At 46.4% G+C, this 21,089-nt stretch carries 25 protein-coding genes; 3 read left to right on the forward strand and 22 right to left on the reverse strand.

The window, feature by feature from the left end:
• Positions 1-55 precede the first annotated feature (55 nt).
• The 12 genes from AC58UX_RS16750 to AC58UX_RS16805 form a co-directional block, all read right to left on the reverse strand.
• Complete coding sequence (locus AC58UX_RS16750) at positions 56-847, reverse strand: DUF817 domain-containing protein (RefSeq protein WP_497254638.1); 792 nt, start codon at positions 845-847, stop codon at positions 56-58.
• A complete protein-coding gene (locus AC58UX_RS16755) occupies positions 837-1,673 on the reverse strand; it encodes a VanW family protein (RefSeq protein ID WP_497254640.1) in 837 nt (278 codons plus the stop codon). The genes AC58UX_RS16750 and AC58UX_RS16755 overlap by 11 nt, the downstream gene beginning before the upstream one ends.
• A 234-nt stretch (positions 1,674-1,907) precedes the next feature.
• Positions 1,908-2,381, reverse strand: coding sequence for an acyl-CoA thioesterase (locus tag AC58UX_RS16760; RefSeq protein WP_497254642.1), 474 nt, complete (start codon positions 2,379-2,381; stop codon positions 1,908-1,910).
• A gap of 54 nt (positions 2,382-2,435) precedes the next feature.
• Positions 2,436-3,614, reverse strand: a complete 1,179-nt coding sequence (gene purT, locus AC58UX_RS16765) for a formate-dependent phosphoribosylglycinamide formyltransferase (RefSeq protein ID WP_497254644.1) — start codon at positions 3,612-3,614, stop codon at positions 2,436-2,438.
• A 184-nt stretch (positions 3,615-3,798) separates the two neighbouring features.
• Positions 3,799-5,703 (reverse strand): nitric oxide reductase activation protein NorD, encoded by a 1,905-nt coding sequence (locus AC58UX_RS16770; protein ID WP_497254646.1) that lies wholly within the window; start codon positions 5,701-5,703, stop codon positions 3,799-3,801.
• A gap of 28 nt (positions 5,704-5,731) precedes the next feature.
• On the reverse strand, positions 5,732-6,622 hold the full coding sequence (locus tag AC58UX_RS16775; protein WP_497254892.1) for an ATP-binding protein: 891 nt from the start codon (positions 6,620-6,622) through the stop codon (positions 5,732-5,734).
• A 36-nt stretch (positions 6,623-6,658) separates the two neighbouring features.
• A complete protein-coding gene (locus tag AC58UX_RS16780) occupies positions 6,659-6,820 on the reverse strand; it encodes a hypothetical protein (protein WP_497254648.1) in 162 nt (53 codons plus the stop codon).
• Between the two features lie 84 nt (positions 6,821-6,904).
• Entirely contained in the window at positions 6,905-7,537 is a 633-nt protein-coding gene (locus AC58UX_RS16785; protein ID WP_497254650.1) for a hypothetical protein, read from the reverse strand.
• Positions 7,538-7,563: 26 nt separating this feature from the next.
• Positions 7,564-7,719 carry a hypothetical protein gene (locus AC58UX_RS16790; protein WP_497254652.1) on the reverse strand — a complete coding sequence of 52 codons (156 nt, stop codon included), beginning with the start codon at positions 7,717-7,719 and terminating at the stop codon, positions 7,564-7,566.
• A gap of 145 nt (positions 7,720-7,864) precedes the next feature.
• A complete protein-coding gene (locus tag AC58UX_RS16795) occupies positions 7,865-8,344 on the reverse strand; it encodes a hypothetical protein (protein ID WP_497254654.1) in 480 nt (159 codons plus the stop codon).
• Between the two features lie 50 nt (positions 8,345-8,394).
• Positions 8,395-9,030: a trimeric intracellular cation channel family protein gene (locus AC58UX_RS16800; RefSeq protein WP_497254656.1), complete on the reverse strand. Its 636-nt coding sequence runs from the start codon at positions 9,028-9,030 to the stop codon at positions 8,395-8,397.
• A 16-nt stretch (positions 9,031-9,046) separates the two neighbouring features.
• Entirely contained in the window at positions 9,047-10,123 is a 1,077-nt protein-coding gene (locus tag AC58UX_RS16805) for a Gfo/Idh/MocA family protein (RefSeq protein ID WP_497254658.1), read from the reverse strand.
• A gap of 255 nt (positions 10,124-10,378) precedes the next feature.
• Here AC58UX_RS16805 and AC58UX_RS16810 point away from each other — a divergent pair, with 255 nt between their 5' ends.
• The gene (locus AC58UX_RS16810; protein WP_497254660.1) at positions 10,379-10,600 is read left to right on the forward strand and encodes a hypothetical protein; all 222 of its coding nucleotides are present in this window, start codon (positions 10,379-10,381) and stop codon (positions 10,598-10,600) included.
• On the opposite strand, the gene kapB is transcribed toward AC58UX_RS16810, so the two are convergent.
• From kapB to AC58UX_RS16825, 3 genes are read right to left on the reverse strand one after another with little or no spacing between them, the layout of a single operon-like run.
• A complete protein-coding gene (gene kapB, locus AC58UX_RS16815; RefSeq protein ID WP_497254662.1) occupies positions 10,597-10,983 on the reverse strand; it encodes a kinase-associated lipoprotein KapB in 387 nt (128 codons plus the stop codon). The genes AC58UX_RS16810 and kapB overlap by 4 nt on opposite strands.
• Positions 10,984-10,995: 12 nt before the next feature.
• Positions 10,996-11,316 (reverse strand): thioredoxin family protein, encoded by a 321-nt coding sequence (locus AC58UX_RS16820; RefSeq protein ID WP_497254664.1) that lies wholly within the window; start codon positions 11,314-11,316, stop codon positions 10,996-10,998.
• A 3-nt stretch (positions 11,317-11,319) separates the two neighbouring features.
• Positions 11,320-11,841, reverse strand: a complete 522-nt coding sequence (locus AC58UX_RS16825) for a hypothetical protein (protein WP_497254666.1) — start codon at positions 11,839-11,841, stop codon at positions 11,320-11,322.
• A gap of 73 nt (positions 11,842-11,914) precedes the next feature.
• On the opposite strand from AC58UX_RS16825, the gene AC58UX_RS16830 reads away from it, so the two are divergent.
• Positions 11,915-12,136: a hypothetical protein gene (locus AC58UX_RS16830; RefSeq protein ID WP_497254668.1), complete on the forward strand. Its 222-nt coding sequence runs from the start codon at positions 11,915-11,917 to the stop codon at positions 12,134-12,136.
• Between the two features lie 81 nt (positions 12,137-12,217).
• Here the strand turns inward: AC58UX_RS16830 and AC58UX_RS16835 are convergent, their stop codons facing one another.
• Together AC58UX_RS16835 and AC58UX_RS16840 are read right to left on the reverse strand one after the other, a co-directional pair.
• Positions 12,218-13,831: an ABC-F family ATP-binding cassette domain-containing protein gene (locus tag AC58UX_RS16835; protein ID WP_497254670.1), complete on the reverse strand. Its 1,614-nt coding sequence runs from the start codon at positions 13,829-13,831 to the stop codon at positions 12,218-12,220.
• A 79-nt stretch (positions 13,832-13,910) separates the two neighbouring features.
• A complete protein-coding gene (locus AC58UX_RS16840; protein ID WP_497254894.1) occupies positions 13,911-15,749 on the reverse strand; it encodes an ABC-F family ATP-binding cassette domain-containing protein in 1,839 nt (612 codons plus the stop codon).
• Between AC58UX_RS16840 and AC58UX_RS16845 the strand changes: the two genes are divergently transcribed.
• A complete protein-coding gene (locus AC58UX_RS16845) occupies positions 15,672-15,848 on the forward strand; it encodes a hypothetical protein (protein ID WP_497254906.1) in 177 nt (58 codons plus the stop codon). The two genes, AC58UX_RS16840 and AC58UX_RS16845, sit on opposite strands and share 78 nt — an antisense overlap.
• Before the next feature lie 5 nt (positions 15,849-15,853).
• Here AC58UX_RS16845 and AC58UX_RS16850 read toward each other — a convergent pair whose 3' ends face one another.
• The 5 genes from AC58UX_RS16850 to AC58UX_RS16870 all read right to left on the reverse strand — a co-directional run bounded on the left by AC58UX_RS16850 (position 15,854) and on the right by AC58UX_RS16870 (position 21,062).
• Complete coding sequence (locus AC58UX_RS16850; protein WP_497254672.1) at positions 15,854-16,876, reverse strand: M42 family metallopeptidase; 1,023 nt, start codon at positions 16,874-16,876, stop codon at positions 15,854-15,856.
• Positions 16,877-17,056: 180 nt separating this feature from the next.
• Positions 17,057-17,347 carry a Dabb family protein gene (locus AC58UX_RS16855; protein ID WP_497240083.1) on the reverse strand — a complete coding sequence of 97 codons (291 nt, stop codon included), beginning with the start codon at positions 17,345-17,347 and terminating at the stop codon, positions 17,057-17,059.
• A 28-nt stretch (positions 17,348-17,375) separates the two neighbouring features.
• Positions 17,376-18,932 (reverse strand): ABC-F family ATP-binding cassette domain-containing protein, encoded by a 1,557-nt coding sequence (locus AC58UX_RS16860; RefSeq protein WP_497254674.1) that lies wholly within the window; start codon positions 18,930-18,932, stop codon positions 17,376-17,378.
• A gap of 114 nt (positions 18,933-19,046) precedes the next feature.
• A complete protein-coding gene (locus tag AC58UX_RS16865) occupies positions 19,047-20,531 on the reverse strand; it encodes a DUF6382 domain-containing protein (protein WP_497254676.1) in 1,485 nt (494 codons plus the stop codon).
• A 15-nt stretch (positions 20,532-20,546) separates the two neighbouring features.
• On the reverse strand, positions 20,547-21,062 hold the full coding sequence (locus AC58UX_RS16870) for an A24 family peptidase (RefSeq protein WP_497254896.1): 516 nt from the start codon (positions 21,060-21,062) through the stop codon (positions 20,547-20,549).
• Between the last annotated feature and the right edge of the window lie 27 nt (positions 21,063-21,089).

Genomic DNA, 21,089 nt, shown 5'->3' on the forward strand with positions numbered 1-21,089 from the left:
TCTGGGGTTTTCGTTGAGCTTGGAATTTGTTTTTTCCAAAAATACAAGGATTAGCTTAACTTTTAACCGCACCCTTTACCTGCTCCGGATACTTGATCCGCTTCAATTCCGCCACAATAATAATAGTAATAATGACCAACATGAACCATGAACTAATTTTACCCCAATGTACAATCCGCCACGAAATTTCTTGATCTGGATAGCGCCAAGCGCCAAGAAAGGTTGAAATATTTTCAGCCAACCAAATAAATAAAGCAACTAACATAAACGAAAGGATCGTATGCATCCGGTAGGTTTGGGTCGTGACCGTGAACCGAATGTGTGACTTGTAAAACAATATCACAATCAAAGCAATCAGAATCCATCTGATATCATAAGCAAAATGATGGGTAAAAAAATTAGCATAAATACCAACTGACATCCCGATTGCAATGGAAGTTCTAGGCCAATGGATGAGATGCAAATTGAATCGTTTCCATGCCTGGCACACATAACTGGACACACTCGCATACATGAAGCCGCTGTACAGCGGGACGCCGGCGATTTTCGTCCAACCTTCCTCTGGATAGGACCAAGAGCCCATGTGTACTTTATACAACTCCAGCCCAAGTCCAATAATATGGAAAACCGTGATAACTTTGAGTTCATCCACACTTTCTAGCTTCGTCCACACCAACACAATTTGCGCAAGAATACATACAAGTAAAATGAAATCATAGCGATGCAAAAATGGCAGCGACACGACCTTGGACACAGCCAACGTCAAAAAGATAATTACAGGAAAAATACAGCACAGCGCCTGTTTCCACCCGAAAATGAAAAAGTCTTTCACATGTTCACTCTTCATGGTTCTCCTGTGTTCCATTAGATTTCATATATTTAACCTCGGAGTGATTTACGTTAACCAGCTCTTCATCCACGAGTGAATCATCCAGCTTGCTGCACGTTTGTCGCCAAATTTCGTTGCCTCTGTACCATTTGCTAGCCCGTTGGTAGAACGCATGATTCTTCTCTTTCACTCTATACACATAAAGTAATTCTTTATCGCAGTTAATTGAGCCTTCCAAATACTCCTCAGTGACATCCAGCTGAAATTGAAAACTACGGTCCGTTGGATTATAAAATTGCAAATCTACGTAATTATAAAATACACTCGTCCCTGTCCCAAAAGGAATTACTCTGCGGTCGTCAGGGAAGAGATCGAAACTGTGATGGTGCCTTTCTTTGATGACCAGCGGCGTATGTAAAGCGAGCCAATATAACATATTCGCCAGTTGACACAGTCCACCACCCGTACCTACGCGAACTTCGCCATGGGAGAGCATGAGCCCCTCGATATAGCCCTTTTCTTTACTCGTCACACCGATCTGCTTCCAAAAAGAAAACGTTTCACCCGGTTGGATCACAAGCCCATCCACTTGTTTTAAAGCGATTTTCAAATTCACGATCTTATTTTCTTGTAAAATAGGATCCGTGTTTCCAAGTACACGCCGTAATATGGATTTGTGCTTTTTTGCTGTGTAAGGAAGCCTCTGAGACATTGTAATGCCCGCATATTTGATCTTGGGATTTAGATTGATGAGATGTCGTTGCAGCATGAGCTGCCTGACACGAAGCCCATACAAGAAAGGAAAACGCTTGCCAATTCGCTGCTTAATATCCCTGAGTTCCATTGAATTTCATCCTTATCTACGAGCATGTAATGGAGGTGCGTAACCTTTCTCAATTTGACTGCACAATGGATAAAAAAGTTGCGTCTCCCCACTACTATTCAATACCTCGCTTATTTAATGACTACATGATCTTAGCACAAAATATATCGTTTAACAATAAATTTTTATTGTTAAAATAAATAAAAAAGCAGTTCCTCAAGAGGAACTGCTAACTATCCTATGCGAGATGACCACTTATAGACGTGCTTCCTTGCGCAGTTTTCGCGCGTTAAACCGCGCTTCGGCTGACTCGAACAGCTTCTTCTCTTCTTCCGTCTCGGCAAGGATGCCTGGAACAGGACAAGGCTGCCCATTGTCATCTAACGCAACAAACGTAAGGAACGAAGTGGCTGTATGTTTCTTTTCGCCGGTTAACAAGTTCTCCGACTCAATTTTCACATAAACCTCCATCGAGCTGCGGTGCGTCCAAGTGACAAAGGCTTCCAACTGAATCGCCTCGCCAAGCTTAACTGGAGCGAAGAAATCCAAGGAGTCGCTGGATGCTGTTACAACACTCTTGCGGCAATGACGCATGGAAGCGATCGTTGCAACTTTATCTATATATTGCATGACACGACCGCCAAACACAGTGTTATGGTAATTCGTATCTGCCGGCAAAATAATTTCTGTCAACACAGTTCGAGACAGTCTTGCTGCTTTAGGGTCCATAGTGTTTGCCTCCGGATGATGACCTCAGACATTAGGGTACTGCTGTCATACTGTTTAGTTGTAATTTAAAGTGAGCTTGCCTGCCGCTTCTTTCGCATATCCGCGAGCTTCTTCCACCGTTTCAGCGGAACTAAGCGCTACGGCCATGCGTCGACCTACTTTGGTTTCCGGCTTACCAAACACCCGAACTTGCGTATTCGGTACAGATAAGGCCTCTTCAATACCGCTGATCGTATATTCAACTTGCTCACGATCTGCTTTCAGTGTATAACTTGCGCCTGGTGTTAACAAGCGAACGCCTGTGATTGGGAATCCAAGAATCGCTCTCGCATGCAGCGCAAATTCGCTTAGATCCTGCGTGGCCATCGTAACCATGCCCGTGTCATGAGGTCGCGGTGAAACTTCACTGAAATAAACGCCATTCGCCGTTAAGAAAAGTTCAACTCCATAGAGTCCATACCCGCCAAGTGCATCTGTAATTGTTTTAGCCATATGCTGCGCATCGATAATTTGCTGCTCAGACATCTGATGCGGCTGCCAGGATTCGATGTAGTCGCCGTCTTTTTGGATGTGACCGATCGGCTCGCAGTACGTTGTTCCTGAGACCGAACGAACGGTCAATAACGTGATTTCCGAATCAAAATGAATGAATTCTTCGACGATAACACGCGCGTTCTTCGCACGTCCACCCTCCATCGCGATGTTCCACGATGCTTCTACACCCTCAGGTGTGCGGCAAACGCTTTGTCCTTTACCGGAGGAGCTCATGATTGGCTTAATCACACAAGGTGTTCCAATCTTTGCTACAGCAGCATGCAATTCTTCAAGACTATTAGCAAATTCAAACTGAGCTGTGCGCAAGCCCAATGTTTCCGCTGCAAGTCGACGAATTCCTTCGCGATCCATCGTTAAACGGGAAGCTGTAGCCGTTGGGATGACACGGTAGCCTTCCTTTTCCAATTCAACGAGAACAGATGTTGCAATCGCTTCGATTTCAGGCACGATAAGATCAGGGCGTTCTTGTTCAATAATCGCGCGCAGCTGCTCGCCATCCAGCATCGAAATGACATGACTGCGATGAGCAACCTGCATAGCAGGCGCATTCGCATAACGATCTACAGCAATCGTCTCAATACCAAGACGCTGTGCTTCGATGATGACTTCTTTTCCTAGCTCTCCTGAGCCAAGCAGCATAATTTTTTTCGCTTTGTTGGATAATGGTGCACCGTACATGAGAATATTTCCCCCTAGTGGAATGATTATAAGTGAATACTATGAATAATGGTATGGCTTATGTAATAAGTAACTATGAAAAATGATGATCCCTGCTATCCGTTTTTTGTCGGAGTTTGGCGATTTTTACCGAGATTAACCCTGATCTATTGTACTGGATTTTGAGGGTAAAAGAAAGATGAGATCATGTCTGAATCGATTTCAGCAGCAGCTTGCGTAAAATCGGAACCAGCTGTTCATGCAGCTCTTCAACATGCGGCACAACGATGCTGCTTCGCCCATACATATTACGCATGGCGTTCCGCTGTGTTTCATGCACGGTTCCATTTGCAAGAAAAACGCTGATGACTTCGATCCCCATGCGTCTGGCCTGCAGGACGGCTTCATGCGTATCTAGGATGCCAACATCGTTATAGTTGGCTGCCGAAGGCTCCCCATCCGAGAACACAAGGAGGATGCGCTGCCGCTCTGTGCGCAGCAGCAGCCGCTTCGTCATCTCGCGAATGGCAAAGCCATCGCGATTGTCCTGCTGCGGCTCCAGCTGCATCAGAGCCGCACCGCTCGAGGCCGCGAGGCAGGAGCCGAAGTCCACCGCAACCTGGAACAGGTTCGGTGCCTCCTGCTCTGTCACGCGGTCCGCGTCTTCCCAGAACCCCACGACTTCGTGGGGGATTCGCAGGTTTCGGAGGGTCTCGTGAAATAGCACGAGACCGAGCTTGGTTTCGTCCATTTTGTCATACATGGATGCTGAGCAATCGACGAGCAGCGCGAACGCTGCGTCGAGCTGGGGTACCGGCGCGCGCTTCTTGTAGAAGAGCCGCGGCAGCTCTTGCGTGACGGCTCGCGTCAGCTGCTTGTCGAGCCGCCCAAATAAGCGATCGCCGCGCGGGGCGATCCGCTTCTGCTCCAGCGTGCGTCGTATCGCACGCTGCAAAGGCTTCGCGAGCGGCGCTGCGCGCTCGCTCAAGCGCCTGAACCCGTCCTCCTGCGCAGCAGTAGGACGTTCAGGCAAGAGCCAGGTCGCCGTCGCGTACGCGGCGACCTCGCCCTCCCCGTGCCCCGCAGCCGCGGGCACGGAAGCCCCCTGGCGCCGCTCAGCGGCGGCGCCGGTGCGCTGGGCGCGCTGCGAGCGCCCCTGGGTGATGGCGAGCGCCTGGTCGGCGGCATCGCCTTCACGGGGCGCAGACCCTTGCGCGGCTGTGCGCGAGCCGCGCTCCAGCTCAAACCGCAGCAGCCCCGGGCTGCGGTCGCTGCTCTCGCGATGCCAAGTCGGCAGCCGCTCTTGGCCTGGTAATTGACGCTCCCCCTCTTGCTCGGGGAGCACATCATCGTTGGCGAGCCGCTTCGCGCGCTTCAGCTCGCCTTTGTAATCCGCAGGAAGGGGATCTGCAATGCCGCTCCCCTGCTGCGTCCAAAAATACGCAGCAACCGCATCTCTTTTCAGCCAAACGCTCAACGCCTCGTTCATTCGTTCACATAATCGCGCAACCTCATCCGTATGGGCCGCTTCCTCTACCTGCTCCAGCACCTCATAGAGGCTAATCAAACAGCTTGTCAGCTCACTCCCATGCGCAGTAGCAGACAGCTCATTCTGCCATGACTTTCCAGTAAACCAGCCATACACCAGCAGTAGCACGGCATCCGCGAACTCTCCTTTGTTTAGATGCGTTCGCAGTTTATGTTGAAAATATCCCCCTAAAATGCGGTGCCGATGAGCAAACACAGGTCCTGTACCTGGGCGTTGACTGCGACAAATCCGTTCTAAACGCATATCTTCGCAGAGCGAAAATAAGCTATTGGCCAGCTTGGGAAACTTCGCATTGGAACTGTATTGAAGATACGCGTTTACCGCTTCCCTTCCCGTAAACCAAGCACTGCCAAGACAGCGTAAGTACACATCGCTTTTCATTCCCGCTGTTTTGTCGCGCAGTGAATAATCCCACCAAAACTGACTCACTGTCATCTTCAATGCTGACTCATCATAATGCGCATGAAAGGCTGCTTCCACTTCAAGCTTGCCGCGTTTCGTAAATAAACGCGCCAAATCCACCAGCTGCATATGCAGCATGGCGTCGATTTTGTCATCCAATCGGCTCAGGCTTCCTACGAACATGGGGTTATAGTAACGTTTCAGCTGTATTTAACACAGCCGCACGTTCCCTTTCATCCTCTAATTTATCGGCAATTGCACGCGTTACAGCGCGCATAGGCGGCATATAAGCTGCCAAATCACATGCATCTAACAAGGCCCTAATTGAACCCGCTTCATCTGGCAGTTGTCCCATCTCAATGAGGGATAGCAAATCAGCGGAAAGCTGCACGAAGGTGCGGATCAGCTTCTCATCACGCAAGACGGACCGACTTTTTAATAACTGAAACAAGAGCTCTCCCTGCAAGTACGGCACTTCAATCGTGATAAACCGATTTTTCAGCGCTTCATTTAGAGGTACCGTACCTATATAGCCCTCATTAATCGCTGCTACGACTCTAAAATTCGGATGCGCTGTAATAACTTCACCCGTAAAAGGGTTTGTTATGGATCTGCGGTGATCCAGCACGCCATTAATTAATGGGAGTGTTTCCGGTTTAGCCATGTTGATCTCATCAATGTAGAGGAAGTGCCCTTTGGTCATCGCTTTCATAATAGGGCCAGGGATAAACACGATCAGACTTCGTCCCTGTTCGTCGTGCGTTAATGTTTTGAATCCGAGCAAGGCTTCCGCATCCAAATCCGTGGAACAATTGACGTTATGCATCGGCTGATTGAAAACGGCTGAAACGTGCTCCGCTAACTTCGTTTTACCAGAACCCGTTGGCCCCTTCAGCAGTACATTTTTGCCTAGAAATAGAGAAACAATCGCATCCGTGAGTAGCTCCTCAGTGGGTGCTTCATACGCAGCGACACCAATCAACTTGCGGTCTTCCGATGTATGTACGATCTGCCTATGCTCGTCCAAACTTGTACGAACTTCTACGGGTAAAATATCTATTTGATTTACATCTGTCATCATCGCGTTGGGAATCCTTCCTGATTGCATTATTCTCTAACTATTATCAGGAATGCGCGAATTGTCAAGCTTCTCAGGAGAGCCACGGCTCTTCGATGACTGAATGAGCATAGAAAGCCATGACTTCTCCACAGGCAGGACAGCTTGGTTTTGAAGGAAATTCGTTATATAGCTGTGCCAAGCCATAGGCCGTTTCATAATTAATAGCAACCATGACATCTTCTTTGTGGACATACTCACAAATTCTCGAGCTGCAGTAGGCGCGAACCTTGTATTTATCGCTCATCGGCTGCTAGGAAACGCATACTGCACCATCGTATTAAACTCATGCAAAAACGTGTCCATCCGTTTATTTTTTTGCTGCTGCATGTCATAGAACATCATTCGTTTCACAAAAAGCGTATTCGTTGAAATATAAATATGCGAATCTGGATAAATACGCGTTAAGACATGCTTAATCGTGTTGACACTTTGCGCTGATAAAGGCTTTGCCGTCACCCAATCCATTTGCTGGCCAACACCTGCACCGAACAATCCCGCTTCCGACGCTGGATTTTGATACTGGCTTAGCTGCTGTATGCGAACATTGGTCTCTTTGTCCGGAAGCTCCCCCATATCGACCGCAACATAAATATTCGTATCCGTCAAAGCAACGGATGCACCACTTAGATGCGCTTCCTGGATCAACTGATCGGCCACTTCACGGTTCAACGAAAGATACGTATTCTGGTGGAGCAGGTTATCATCTGTTCGCTTTTGCCTAACTTCCCGCAGCTGGGTTCCACTCGAATCCGATAACCCAACACTTTGAATGGAAAGCGACGCTTTTTCTAATGGATTTGTTTGTGTAACGGAACACCCTGTCAAGCCGACGATTGCAGCCGTCATGATGGCCGATAATTTCATAGCTTTCATCGTCATCCCCCTATATCTCTATATCCTTACTTGTTTGTGAGGTCATCTGCTTCTTTTGTATACGCAATTAGCGCAATTTCATACCCTAATTCATCTTTCATCCGAGTTTCCAGATTGCGAAGATCCTGCAAAAGTTCCTCATGAATGCCTAAATTCGCAAAATGATACGAGGCCATATCCATATTAAACGTCTCCCCCCTTTCTAAGTAACCTGTTACTTCTAGTGTTAATATGGTCCATTTCCCTTATTTTTACTAAATAAAAAAACTCCACAAAATCTGCACAATCGCAGTTTCTGTGGAGTACGTAGCGTTCATCCTTAACTTTTTATTCTTCTTTCTTCCGAGTTTCGTCCATGGATTCCAAAAGCTTACGCACCGCTTCAGGATCCACACTGCCTTGCTCATGAAAAGCTCTAAGCTTCTGCATCAAATCTGCCGCAATCGCTTCATCCTCGCTTTGCTGAGCTTCATGGGAAGGGTCAAACCAAATATAGAAGCCTTCTGGACCGTTGCGTAAAAAAGAGGATTTCCAATGCTCAGGATAGGCATATCCCTGCTCACCGTAAATCATTCCGAGCACATCATCATTCTCAATTGGTAATAAGTAATGAAAGGATTCTGGCTCTCCGGTATTCGAGAAATCACGATGCATATACGCATAATGTAAGTAATGCTCGCCTGTCTCTGAATCCTTGGATATTTCGTACAGATCTAACTCTGTTCGCAACAGTTCCTTCACAGGCGTCATACGTGTGGCCATAGTTTCTGCAGAAATTTTTTGCTGTTGTGTTAAAGATGCCTCCAACTGATATTCCTCCTTTCTCTAAGCCGTATCGAGCGTAAAAAATGAATCAGCTAAGAATCTGATCTTCTTGTGGATTCAATCATTGATTCGCGCAAGGATCGTTTCGGCAGCTTCCATTTATAGTTGACAGAGAACATTCGCAAAATAACGATAAGAGCAAATAGAACAGCAAGCTGCCAAGCGCCTTGAGACCATCCCAATCCAACTAATGCACCTGCGAGCATGCCCCAAACCGCGTAAATTTCATCCTTGAGCACCAGTGGCTTCCGACCCGCCAGCACATCGCGGACCATACCTCCGCCAATCCCTGTGAGGACCGCCGCGACAATGATCGCGCTTAATGGATGCCCCATATTCGTAGCGTACAGAGCCCCTTGGATCGCGAACGCCGCTAGGCCAATCGCATCGAAGAAAGCTTCCCAGGTTTTCCACAATCGAATATATTTCACTGGCATCAGGAAAACAATCGTCATGGCAAACAATGCGATCTGAAAATACATCCCTTGCTCCCAAAGCAGCACAACTGGTTTCCCGATGAGCATGTTGCGGATGATCCCCCCGCCAAACGCCGTAACTAGACCCAGTACATAAACACCTAGAATATCATATTCCTCTTCCATCGCTACGATTGCTCCACTCACTGCGAAGGCAATCGTTCCGATGATACTAAATAACTCCCAGTTCACTTCTTGCAGCCCCTGTCTACTCGATGTCCCAGTTCAATTTCACTTCATCGCCTGTTTGCGATGAACGGTAAATCGCATCTAGGATCAAATTATTCGTGTAGCCCGTCATGACAGATGTAATCGGCTGTGAGCCGCTAGCGATACTAGACAAGAAATGCTGCACCATTCGTGCACGCGGATCATCATTAGCAGCTGGAGCGGAAAGCTCCGTTTCTACAATGCGATCAAATTTTTCTGCAAAAAGCTTTCCTCTCGCACCCTTCACATAAGCGCCGCCTTCAGTACCAAGAAGCTGTACGACAGGCTGGTTATCCGTTTCCAATAACCCTGCCCAGCTGACATCAAGGGAAAGCGTTGCCCCATTTTCAAATTTGATCAAAGCCGTTGCTAAATCCTCAACATCAAATTTACCTTGCCAATTCGGAGCTCCCCATGTGCCAATCCCTTGCTTGCGCGGCCCGAATTCTGCATACGTTGCTCCATATACTGAAACCGGCTTCGGATTCCCCATCAAATACATCGTTAAATCCAACATATGAACACCAAGATCGATAAGGGGACCGCCGCCCGATTTCTCCATTTGTGTAAACCAAGTTCCCCAGCCTGGAATACCTTTACGTCTCAAATAGCTTGCTTTTGCATGATAAATATGACCAAGTGCACCTTTTTCCACCTGTTCCTTCACAGCAATCGCAGCTGCTTCCCAACGCATTTGGTGCGGAATCATGAGAATCTTTCCTGCTTTGCGCTCTGCTTCTACAATTTGACGAGCTGAAGCTAAGTCAATCGCCATCGGTTTTTCAAGCAGAACATGCTTTCCAGCTTCTAAGGCTTGAACAGCAATTGGCGCATGCCACTCATTCGATACGGCGATAACGACTGCATCAATCGAAGGATCCGCTAACAATTTATCTGAATTTGCATATACCTGCTCAATGTTATGCTCTTTCGCTCTCGTTTCAGCAAGCGGTATATACACGTCCGTCACACCCGCAAGCTGTGCTCCGGGTATGCTTTTAAAGGATTCCATATGTACATTCCCGATATTACCGGCGCCGATAATTCCAATACGAGTTGGTTGTGCTGCTGACATTTCTATGACCCTCCAGAACCTGTTAGAATACAATCTTATTTATTATAAATGGGGTTAACTTTCCCCGCAACCACGAATCCGCCCCGCTAAAATTTATCTTATCGGAACTAGCCCTGTAGCGCTATTATTCACATATAATAAAATGCTAAAACTTTTTTAATAGTTGCACTCGAACATATTTAACATTTGAAATGTATCCTAAATTGTGTAAAGAAGTGAAAAAGCAGTAGTAACTTAGCAAAGGAGGACTTGAATATGCAAGCAAATACAATCCGCTTCAAGAATAAATCGATTCCTGTGATGAATTTTACTCATAAACGCTCCCAGATGGAATTACTTTCGAGTAAATTGAAGGAATACGAGCTGCATTTTGAATTCCGCAGAAAATTAAAAATGATCTCGATGATCGAGATCATTGGTGATGTGGCTATTTTCAAATACAATGATGGCACCAAGTTGTACTTAGAAGTTTCCTAATTGGACGGTGGAAAATATTCTTTATTCAGCTGATCAAGCTCCTGCAGAGAGCGTCGGGCCCATGCTTCCATGTCCGTCAGCTTATCGATCTGAGCCATTAGCGCTCTCTTCAGAGACACTTGGTAATCTGGAACCTCACCCGCATAAGGACGAATCGTTGCCAAAGGCATTAAAGCAATTTCTTGATAGGACAACGCTCTTCTTTGATGAAAAAAAGCTACGCTTGGATCCATCGGATTATGTAAATCTCCTTGTGTTGGGTGATCTTTCACGGCTAGAATGCGAACAGCCGCCTTCATGCTGGAAGTCAATTCAACGACCTCACCAAAATAAACTCCTGTTTTATACTCAGCGATAACGTGATCTCCGATTTGAAAATTCATAATTGCCAACTCCTATTCTTTTTCTACTAAGGGCAGTAGTTTACGGTATAGCTCATCCACGGATTGCATTCGATAAATCATTTGTTTGGCTTCTCCTGGTTTCACGATAACAACACAAGGGACACTTGCAATTTGCCATTCTTGGCTGATATGCGGCAGAAAATTAATGTTACATTTCACTAGCGGGAGGCTTGGCTTCATCGTTAGAATGATGTCCAGCATTCGCTCTGTTACCTTGCATGTGCCACAGAGCGGTGTGTACATAAAGACGGCGAAGGAACCATTTGCTCGACTCACTTTGTCCTGCAGCTCTTGTTGCGATAATTCCTCCATGATTTATAGTGCCCCTCTTCCATCCAGCCACACTAAGCTTTCGAAAGCATAGTCGATTAAATCAGAAAAGTCATCGAGGTGGCTCTCATCAATTTTACGACCAAAGGACAATGTAATGAGATTGCGATACTCCTCTGGCTGTTCTCCATACAGAAATGAAATTTGCTGTGTAATTCGCGGTCGTTGCTCCCAAATGGCGTTTAATTGCGCTTCGATCATTGGACAATCTAATTCGGGATCACTCACATGCGTGTGCAGCTTGATTAACAGCGTACAACCCGGCTTAGCCGTGGGATTTTCAAGAATCTCTGCAGCCAAATCACTCAAATGGACATGCAAATAAATTTCCGCTTGGCTAGGCAGTCCTAATCTTCTAGCAAATTCGATAGCAAATGTGCGAGACATCGATGACAAGTCAATCAAATCTTCTCTTCGTGTTATGATGATTTTACCTTCCAAATCCAAATCATAGACGGCTCCTTCGAGCACAACTTTGATGTTGTCATAGATCGTCGGATCAAACATCCCCACACACCTTCTTTCATCTTTTCTATGATTCGATTATACTATGGATATACCACGTAAAGAAGGTGTTCTTATGTCAGACAATCCACAAGCTGGACAGGCCGACCAGGTCGAGCCGCAAGGAGTCAAAAAAGTAAGCTTAGCCGATGCCATTAAAGCAAAGCTAGCTCAGAAGCAAGCGGATCAAGCCGCAGCGCGTGCCAACCCTAAAGCAGCTGGTAATAACAATCAAACTGCGAAAAGCCAAATGACAAAAAAAGTAAATAATCAACGCCGTCGTACTGGCGGAAGCTAGACTACACGTTATGTAGGTAAAAGCGCCCTGAGAGAAACACTTCAGGGCGCTTTTACCTTTTATACTTTTTTACTTCTTAACTTATGCGTAATGAACTTCGCGTTGTTTTTTCACATCTTCGCTTTCCAAGTACTCATCGTATGTCAGCATTTTGTCGATGATACCTTTCGGTGTCAACTCCATAACGCGATTCGCAATCGTTTGAATGAACTGATGGTCATGGGAAACGAATAACATTGTACAATCGGAATCAACAAGGCCATTATTAAGCGCAGTGATGGATTCCAAATCCAAATGGTTCGTTGGCTCATCAAGGATAAGCACGTTCGCACCGCTCAACATCATTTTGGAGAACATGCAGCGTACTTTTTCTCCTCCGGAAAGGACGTTCGCTTTCTTCAACGCTTCCTCGCCTGAGAACAACATGCGTCCCAGGAATCCGCGAAGGAAGGACTCATCCGGATCTTTGGAGTATTGACGCAGCCAATCCACCAAAGTTAATTCGGAATTGAAGTAATCTTGGCTGTCTTTTGGGAAATACGCTTGCGATGTCGTAACACCCCATGAGAACGTACCGCTGTCTGCTTCCATTTCGCCCATTAAAATCTTGAATAGCGTTGTTTTAGCAATACCGTCAATGCCTACGAAAGCGACTTTATCGCCTTTGTTAAGGGTAAACGAAACATTATTTAAGACTTTAACACCGTCAATAGTTTTAGTAAGACCTTCAACCGCTAGCAATTGCTTACCAGCTTCACGCTCACCTTTGAAGTGAATGAACGGATATTTACGGCTGGACGGACGAATATCTTCAAGCGTAAGCTTCTCCAATTGCTTTTTACGGGAAGTCGCTTGCTTGGATTTGGAGGCATTCGCACTAAAGCGCGCGATGAAGGCTTCCAACTCTTTACGTTTCTCTTCTGTTTTCTTGTTCGCATCACGTGCCAAACGTAGAGCCAATTGACTGGACTCATACCACCAATCGTAGTTACCAACGTACATTTGGATTTTCCCAAAGTCAATATCTGCGATATGTGTACACACTTGGTTCAAGAAGTGACGGTCATGTGATACAACAATAACAGTGCCTTCGAAACGGGACAAGAAGTGCTCAAGCCATTTAATGGACTCCATGTTCAAATGGTTGGTAGGCTCATCGAGTAGAAGAATGTTCGGATTACCGAAAAGCGCTTGCGCTAAGAGTACGCGAACTTTCTCGTTACCATCAAGATCCTTCATTTTCGTATCGTGTAGGGAGGTCGGGATTCCTAGACCGATCAAAAGCTCTGCCGCGTCGGATTCTGCTTGCCAGCCGTCAAGATCTTGAAATTCACCTTCCAGCTCAGCAGCTCTCATGCCATCTTCTTCAGAGAAATCAGCTTTCGCGTACAATGCATCCTTCTCTTCCATAATTTTAAACAAACGGGAATGACCCATAACGACAGTTTTCAAAACTTCGATTTCATCAAATTCGTAATGGTTCTGTTTAAGGACAGCCATACGCTCGCCTGGCGTGATGCTCACTTCACCTGTGTTAGGCTCGATCTCACCGGAAAGAATTTTGAGAAATGTGGACTTACCAGCACCATTAGCTCCGATCAAACCGTAGCAATTTCCTGGTGTGAATTTAATGTTGGCGTCTTCGAATAGGGCTCTCTTGCCGTAACGAAGCGTCACGTTATTTACACTAATCATGGGGAGTATATACCTACCTTTATTATAATTTCTTCTAATTTAATGTTCAAAAAGTCGGGTTTTTGAACTACTACTTCTATCATAACTTATTTTGTTCTATTTGTTCTACCAACTCTGATAAATAAGTCCATCTTTCCATCGCAGCTTCAAGCTCTGCCGCGTTTTGTTGCTCTTGCTCATACAAGTCGCGCGCGAGATCAAAGTTGCTTCCTGAGGCTTCGATTTGCTTTTTCAAGCTATCTGCTTTCTCCTCTAGCGCAGCAATCGTGTTCTCGATTTCGTCCCATTCCTTCTGTTCTTTGAAAGAAAGCTTCTTCGGACGAGTCGAAGAACTGTTGGTGGAAGAAGTCGCGTTATTGCTTGAGCTTGCTTGTTTACTTGCAGCTTGACGCATGACTTCTTTTCTTGCTTGCTCCGCTTCTTCTTCTTCCCGCTTCTCTTCCAAGTACTCGGAGTACGTACCGATATAAGGCTCGATATGACCCTTTCCATCGAATGCGAATAGATGGTTCACTGTGCGATCCAAAAAGTATCGATCATGGGAAACCGTGATCACAGCCCCAGAGAATTGATCCAGATAATCTTCCAGTATCGTCAAAGTTTGAATGTCCAAATCATTCGTCGGCTCATCGAGGAGCAAAACATTCGGTTCCCCCATCAATGTACGAAGCAAGTAGAGTCTGCGACGCTCCCCACCGGAAAGCTTACCGATCGGTGACCATTGCAGATTTGGCGAGAACATAAAGCGCTCTAGCATCTGTGCGGCCGAAATGGTTTCACCATCCGACGTGCGAATCTGCTCTGCGGCTTCCTTGATATATTCAATCACGCGCATTTTCTCGTCCATTTCGACGTTTTCTTGCGTGTAATAGGCCAGCTTCACAGTTGTGCCGGTCTCGATCGTGCCGCTATCGGGCTGAATGCGCCCGGCGAGCATGTTCAGCAGCGTCGATTTGCCGCTGCCGTTCGGACCGATGATGCCGAGGCGATCCTTCGGCATCACGATGTAGCTGAATCCGCTGAGCAGCTGCTTCCCGCTTGTGAAAGACTTGGAGATGGCGTCCAGCTCCATCACCTTTTTGCCAAGGCGGCTGCCTGCCAGCGCCATGTCGAGCTTGTCAGCGGGACCGTCTACCTTGCGGTCCCGTAAATCCTCGGCGCGCTGGATGCGCGCCTTCTGTTTCGTCGTGCGCGCCTTCGCGCCGCGACGGAGCCAGGCCAGCTCGCGGCGGAGAAGATTCTGCCGCTTGTCTTCACTAGCGGCTTCGGAATCCATCCGCTCCGCTTTCTTCTCGAGGAACCACTCGTAGTTCCCCTCATAGCTGTAGATCTTGCCCCGGTCCAGCTCCAAAATGCGGGTGGTGACCCGCTCTAGGAAGTACCGGTCATGGGTAACGAGCAGCAAGGCGCCGCGCCATTTGCTGAGGAACTCCTCGAGCCAGATGGCCGTCTCGTTGTCAATATGGTTCGTCGGCTCATCAAGGATGAGCAGATCGGCAGGCTGAATCAGAACGCGCGCCATAGCGACGCGTTTGCGCTGGCCGCCGGACAGCAGGCCGACCGGCTTGTCGAACTCGCTGATGCCGAGCTTCATCAGCACGGTTTTAGCCAAGGTGCTGGCTTCCCAAGCACCTTGCTCATCCATGCGCGCCTGGGCACTGAATAGGCGCGACTGCTTCTTCTCGTTGGAGGGATCCGCCTCCAGCTCAGCGAGCGCCAGCTCATAGTCGCGCAGCGTCTTCATGAGCGGTGAATCGCCGTGGAATACTTGCTCGAGCACTGTGGAGTTCGGATCGAACTCCGGGTTTTGCGGCAAGTATTCCACGCGGAAATGGTTCGCGTGCACGAGCTTGCCGCGATCCGGGGTTTCCAGACCCGCCAGCATCTTCAGCAGCGTGGACTTGCCTGTGCCGTTCACGCCGATGAGGCCGATGCGCTGCTTCTCGTTCAGAGTGAACGAGATATCATCGAAGAGCACCTTGTCGCCATAGGTTTTGGTTATATCGACCGCGCTTAGTATATTCATCCTTGCACCGGCTCCATGATGTACGCGGCAAGAAGGGCAGCTGTATTCACTACAGCATCCATATGCGTACGCTCCATGCTATGTGACGCGTGAACGCCAGGTCCTATAAGCGCAGCGCGAATGTCGCGGCCGCCTCTGAGTGCTGCCGACGCATCCGAGCCATAGCGCGGATAAATATCAACGGCATAGCCGATTTCTAATTTTTCTGCATGCTCGATCATTTTGGAAGTCATCGCATAATCATATGGGCCTGAGGAATCCTTGGCACAAATCGAAACATCGCGCTCACTCCCGCTCAAATCATCACCAAGCGCACCCATATCAACCGCGATAAAGTCCGTAATATCCTCAGGGATAAATGAGGAGCCATGACCCACTTCTTCGTAGTTGGAGAAGAACAGCTTGATTGTGTAATGAGGCTGTAAGCCTTGTTCTCTAATCAACTTAAGAAGACCAAATAGGGACGCTACACTCGCTTTATCATCCAAATGGCGCGATTTCACAAAGCCATTGTCCTTCACCTGAACGCGCGGGTCGAACGAGATGAAATCGCCAACTCGGATACCGAGTGCTTGCACATCCTTTTTGGAGCTAACAAGCTCGTCAATGCGCACTTCCATATTCGCTTCATCTCGCTTATACTCACGCGCGTCTTCGTAAACATGAACAGATGGTCTCGACGTCAGGATTGTGCCATCAAATACTTGCTCATCACGCGTATGAATTTGCACATACTCATTCTCAATGGCACCCATCATAAACCCGCCAAGCGACGTGATTTTCAATGTGCCATTCTCTTTAATGGAACGAACCATGGCACCTAGCGTATCCACATGCGCTGAAATGCCAATTACGCGATCAGAGCTTGTACCAGGAATCGTCACGATGCCGCAGCCTTTATTCGTATACGAAAGCTCGAAGCCAAGCTTGCTTACTTCTAGCTCTACTTTTTGCATAATGTGATGCGTATACCCTGTCGGACTTGGTGTCCGCAGCAGCATTTCAAGAACTTCTGTCATATAAGCTCTATTTAAATTGGACTTCAACTGGATTCCTCTCCCCATGCCTATGTAAATTAGTTTTGCGCTAAACACACAAAAAACAGTGCAGCCACAGAATTTGTGCTAGCGCCTGACAACGTCAAGAACGAGCCTCTTCTAAGGATACTACACTGTTCTCCTATGTTTTTCAAACGTGAGTTAGCTTACAAAATCAACACAGATGGACGTTCCATCAAGAACTGTTTTCATATGAGCCTTGACTTCTTCATGCACGGGATGTGTATCGTAAACTTTCAAATCGTCTAGCGAATCAAATTTCGTAATCAATGCGATATCGTAGGAACGCTCTAAATGAAGAATGTCTGTCCCAACCTCGATGTGTCTTAACACTGGAATTTTACCTTCCATATTCGTAAGAACAGCTTTGGTTACTTCCACGGCTTCAGGACTGCGATCTTTGAGCTTAAAAAATACAACATGCGTTAACATCGTTATCTCCTCCGATTAGCTGAAATGATTAATTCGTTACTTTAGCAGACCATGCTTCAACGTCCCAAACACGTGTAACCCAACCTTCGTAGAACTCAGGTTCATGACATACAAGCAGAATGGTACCTTTGTACTCCTTCAATGCGCGCTGAAGCTCTTCTTTGGCAACGACGTCCAAATGGTTCGTCGGCTCATCGAATAGCAGCCAGTTGCTTTCTTGCATGAGCAGCTTGCATAGGCGAACTTTCGCTTGCTCGCCACCACTCAACATGCTCATCGCACGCGTGATGTGCTCATTCTTGAGACCGACTCGCGCAAGCGCTCCTCTGACTTCGTTTTGCGTCATTGAGGAAAAGGCATTCCACACATCATCAATCGGCGTCATGCTTGGCGCTTTGACCTCTTGCTCAAAGTACGCAGGACTCAAATAGTCACCGTGATACGTTGAACCGCTGAAAGGATCGATTTTCCCGAGAATCGTCTTCAATAAGGTGGACTTACCTACCCCATTGCAGCCAACAATGGCAATTTTCTCGCCGCGTTCAATCGTCACATTCATCTTCGGAAGCAACGCGCGATCATAACCGATTTCCAAATCTTTCGCTTCAAATACGATTCTACCACTTGTACGCGATTCTTTGAATACAAATGTAGGCTTCATTGCTGTCTCTGGACGCTCGATACGATCAATTCGATCCAATTGCTTCTCGCGGCTTTTCGCACGAGTTGACGTTGAGGCACGAGCTTTATTGCGCGCGATGAAATCTTCCTGCTTCTTGATATACTCTTGCTGCTTCTCATAAGCGTCAATGTGCTGCGCCTTGTTCATTTCAGCCATATCAAGGAATTTCTCATAGTTCGCCGTGTAACGTGTTAGCTTGGAAAACTCCAAATGATAGACAACATTAACCACTTCATTCATAAATTCGGTATCATGTGAAATCAACATGAAGGCATACGGATAGTCCTTCAAGTACATTTTCAACCATTCAATGTGTTCAACATCCAAATAGTTGGTCGGCTCATCGAGCAACAGCACAGTCGGTTTCTCTAGTAAAAGCTTAGCTAGAAGAACCTTTGTACGCTGCCCACCGCTAAGGGATGTAACATCGCGATCCAAACCGATTGCATTCAATCCAAGACCATTGCCCATCTCTTCGATTTTCACATCAAGAAGATAGAAATCACCAATTTCCAAACGTTCTTGAATTTCGCCCATTTCTTCCAGCAGAACTTCAAGCTCTTCTGGCGTGGCATCTCCCATTTTGTCGGTAATCGCCATCATTCTTTTTTCTTCTTCATACAAGGGAAGGAACGCATCACGCAAAATATCGCGAATCGTTCTGCCTGCAGCCAGCACAGAGTGCTGGTCTAGATAGCCATAGTGGACTCTTGGCGTCCATTCTACTTTTCCTGTATCTTTCAAAAGCTTGCCTGTTAATATATTCATCAACGTGGATTTCCCCACGCCATTCGCACCAACGATACCAACGCGCTCGCCAGCTAGTAAGCGGAACGATACATTTTTGAATAATGTACGATCCCCAAAGCTGTGACTTAAATCTTCAATGGTTAAAAGACTCATTTGAAAAAACAAACCCCTGTCTAGTCTAAGATATTCACGTATCATACTCGCGACTTCTTATTATACCACTGCTTATGTCAGACAGGAAGTAGAACTATTTGTAATAGAGCCGATTTAGAGCCGAAAAGTCATTTCTTGTCGAATAATTCGCACAATGTCCCCATCTTTGAGCGGGTATGCTTGATAGGAAACTAGGAGGTGATCATTCAAATACGTTCCGTTTGTTGAACCTACATCATGCAACTGAAAACCGTTGCTCGTTTGTACAATTTCCGCATGAATCCGGGAAACACCCGCCACTTCCATCACATAGTCGATCTTGCTGCTTGTATCCCCTCTCCCAATTGTGAAAATTTCACGATCAATAGGAACGATTCGACTCACATCATCCACACTAAATTCCAATCGGGGGCCGAGCGGTTTATGTTTAGGGGAATTCCCCAGAAAAACAGTAGCATTTGAGTTTGAGGGCTGGAGTAAGGTTGTATGCCTCGACAGATTGGCGTAATAGTTTTGTATATCTGATGGGACAGCAGTTGGTGAGGAATTAGGGGTATTTGCAATGTCCGCAGAAGGAGTATGCTTTACGGGTAATGGTTTCTTTTGCATAGGGATTAATGGTTTTGCTCTTAGCATCACAGGACGTCCCATTCCCAGTAGAACAAAGGCTACATCTACCAAAAGCAAGGTGATACCTGCAATGAGCTGTAATGTGCTCGTCGAGGGTGACGTGAAGTAAAGCTGCCAAAGAAAAGCAGATAATACGAGTATTGTCGCTACAATGATCCATCGAGATCGCTGGTTTAGGGGAATGAATGATAGCGATAATCCAACATCTTTGGATTCTGGGGACTTTTGACTGTGGCGATCTATGAGTGGCAATGACTCAGGTTTGGGATCGGATTCGGTCAACACTTCGTCTCGTTTCCAATGTGGTTTAGGTAAGCTTTGACTTTGCTCTGGTAATACAGTCTCTCTTGCCTCTGATAGCGTTTCAGGTTTTGGATTTTGCGCCAAATTTGGCTTGTCCATTAACTTTAATAAAGCTTCCTTATACCCCTCTAAACTTTTATTAGCTAGATGTGTTGAAACCCAGCTTTCCCATTGATCTTGTTCTTCTTGCTGCACGTGTAAATAAAGTTTCTTGAGAAGTGCATCTATTGAAGGATACATATCATCATTCGCATGGGATATATCCAGCGGTACATACGTCAGGTAAACGTCAGCCCAATCTTGACCAATGAAAATGAAATTATCCTTCAGCACAAAATTCATTTCATTGAGCATATAATTTTTGCACTCATCAAGCGTACATACAATCGCATACATCAACTTAGCAAATTGTTGGATTGAGAATGTATCTACCTTCAGTACATGTGACAGCATCCGTTTGGAAGCTAATTTATACTGCAGTCGACAACGGGAATCCACCTCAAGAATATCGAGCGGCAGCAGCCTTGGTACCTGATTCGCTTCTAACATGCGTACTTGCAAGGAGGATAACTCACTGAACTCTAATCCACCTTCCTTAGATAACTCCATATGGTGTCCATGTTGATAAACAAACTCATACCGAAGTCCAAACACTTCTTGTGTCATACCATCACCTCATTTTCAAAGCAAGGAATAATAAAACGTGATAGCTACCGCTGGAAAAACCGCGTACATAAATGGAAATTTGATGTTTTTCTGATGCTTGATCTCACGAAATGTTTCGAGCTTGTTGTGGATCACAATCGAGATCAGCCAACCTATAAGCTTTTGACCAGTTGCACTTATTTGTTTCTGAATACAAAGTAAAAAAAGTCCGATGAGCCCCGCGCACAAAATGGCATAAATCAGTGTTTGTAAGACAAAAGCAACGCCCATTATGGAGCCTATTGCTGCGAACAACTTGACATCACCTGCTCCTAGCGCACCTAGCATGTACAATACGAGTAGAATGCTAAAACCTGTAAGCGCACCAAAAAGAGAAAACAACAATCCGTTCCAGCCCTGTGTCGATGTGTGGAAAAAGAGTCCTACTATAGCCCCGCACGTCGTCAACTTATTCGGCAGTATGGCATGCCGCACATCAATCATAAAGGCAATGCCGATAAAAATAATAAATAAACTATGAATGAATAAAATACTGGCCGTCCTCCCATCTTTTTAACC

It is taken from the genome of Paenibacillus sp. J22P90 (genome assembly GCF_059692195.1).

Bases quoted from the DNA above. Each gene is read 5' to 3' on its own strand.
- AC58UX_RS16820 (WP_497254664.1), bottom strand. From the start codon at position 11,316: ATGGAGGAATTATCGCAACAAGAGCTGCAGGACAAAGTGAGTCGAGCA.
- AC58UX_RS16850 (WP_497254672.1), bottom strand. From the start codon at position 16,876: ATGACAGAAGTTCTTGAAATGCTGCTGCGGACACCAAGTCCGACAGGG.
- AC58UX_RS16750 (WP_497254638.1), bottom strand. From the start codon at position 847: ATGAAGAGTGAACATGTGAAAGACTTTTTCATTTTCGGGTGGAAACAG.
- kapB (WP_497254662.1), bottom strand. From the start codon at position 10,983: ATGAATTTTCAAATCGGAGATCACGTTATCGCTGAGTATAAAACAGGA.
- AC58UX_RS16755 (WP_497254640.1), bottom strand. From the start codon at position 1,673: ATGGAACTCAGGGATATTAAGCAGCGAATTGGCAAGCGTTTTCCTTTC.
- AC58UX_RS16790 (WP_497254652.1), bottom strand. From the start codon at position 7,719: ATGGATATGGCCTCGTATCATTTTGCGAATTTAGGCATTCATGAGGAA.
- AC58UX_RS16835 (WP_497254670.1), bottom strand. From the start codon at position 13,831: ATGATTAGTGTAAATAACGTGACGCTTCGTTACGGCAAGAGAGCCCTA.
- purT (WP_497254644.1), bottom strand. From the start codon at position 3,614: ATGTACGGTGCACCATTATCCAACAAAGCGAAAAAAATTATGCTGCTT.
- AC58UX_RS16785 (WP_497254650.1), bottom strand. From the start codon at position 7,537: ATGAAAGCTATGAAATTATCGGCCATCATGACGGCTGCAATCGTCGGC.
- AC58UX_RS16780 (WP_497254648.1), bottom strand. From the start codon at position 6,820: ATGAAACGGCCTATGGCTTGGCACAGCTATATAACGAATTTCCTTCAA.
- AC58UX_RS16830 (WP_497254668.1), top strand. From the start codon at position 11,915: ATGTCAGACAATCCACAAGCTGGACAGGCCGACCAGGTCGAGCCGCAA.
- AC58UX_RS16805 (WP_497254658.1), bottom strand. From the start codon at position 10,123: ATGTCAGCAGCACAACCAACTCGTATTGGAATTATCGGCGCCGGTAAT.
- AC58UX_RS16855 (WP_497240083.1), bottom strand. From the start codon at position 17,347: ATGTTAACGCATGTTGTATTTTTTAAGCTCAAAGATCGCAGTCCTGAA.
- AC58UX_RS16810 (WP_497254660.1), top strand. From the start codon at position 10,379: ATGCAAGCAAATACAATCCGCTTCAAGAATAAATCGATTCCTGTGATG.
- AC58UX_RS16760 (WP_497254642.1), bottom strand. From the start codon at position 2,381: ATGGACCCTAAAGCAGCAAGACTGTCTCGAACTGTGTTGACAGAAATT.
- AC58UX_RS16825 (WP_497254666.1), bottom strand. From the start codon at position 11,841: ATGTTTGATCCGACGATCTATGACAACATCAAAGTTGTGCTCGAAGGA.
- AC58UX_RS16860 (WP_497254674.1), bottom strand. From the start codon at position 18,932: ATGAGTCTTTTAACCATTGAAGATTTAAGTCACAGCTTTGGGGATCGT.
- AC58UX_RS16775 (WP_497254892.1), bottom strand. From the start codon at position 6,622: ATGACAGATGTAAATCAAATAGATATTTTACCCGTAGAAGTTCGTACA.
- AC58UX_RS16865 (WP_497254676.1), bottom strand. From the start codon at position 20,531: ATGACACAAGAAGTGTTTGGACTTCGGTATGAGTTTGTTTATCAACAT.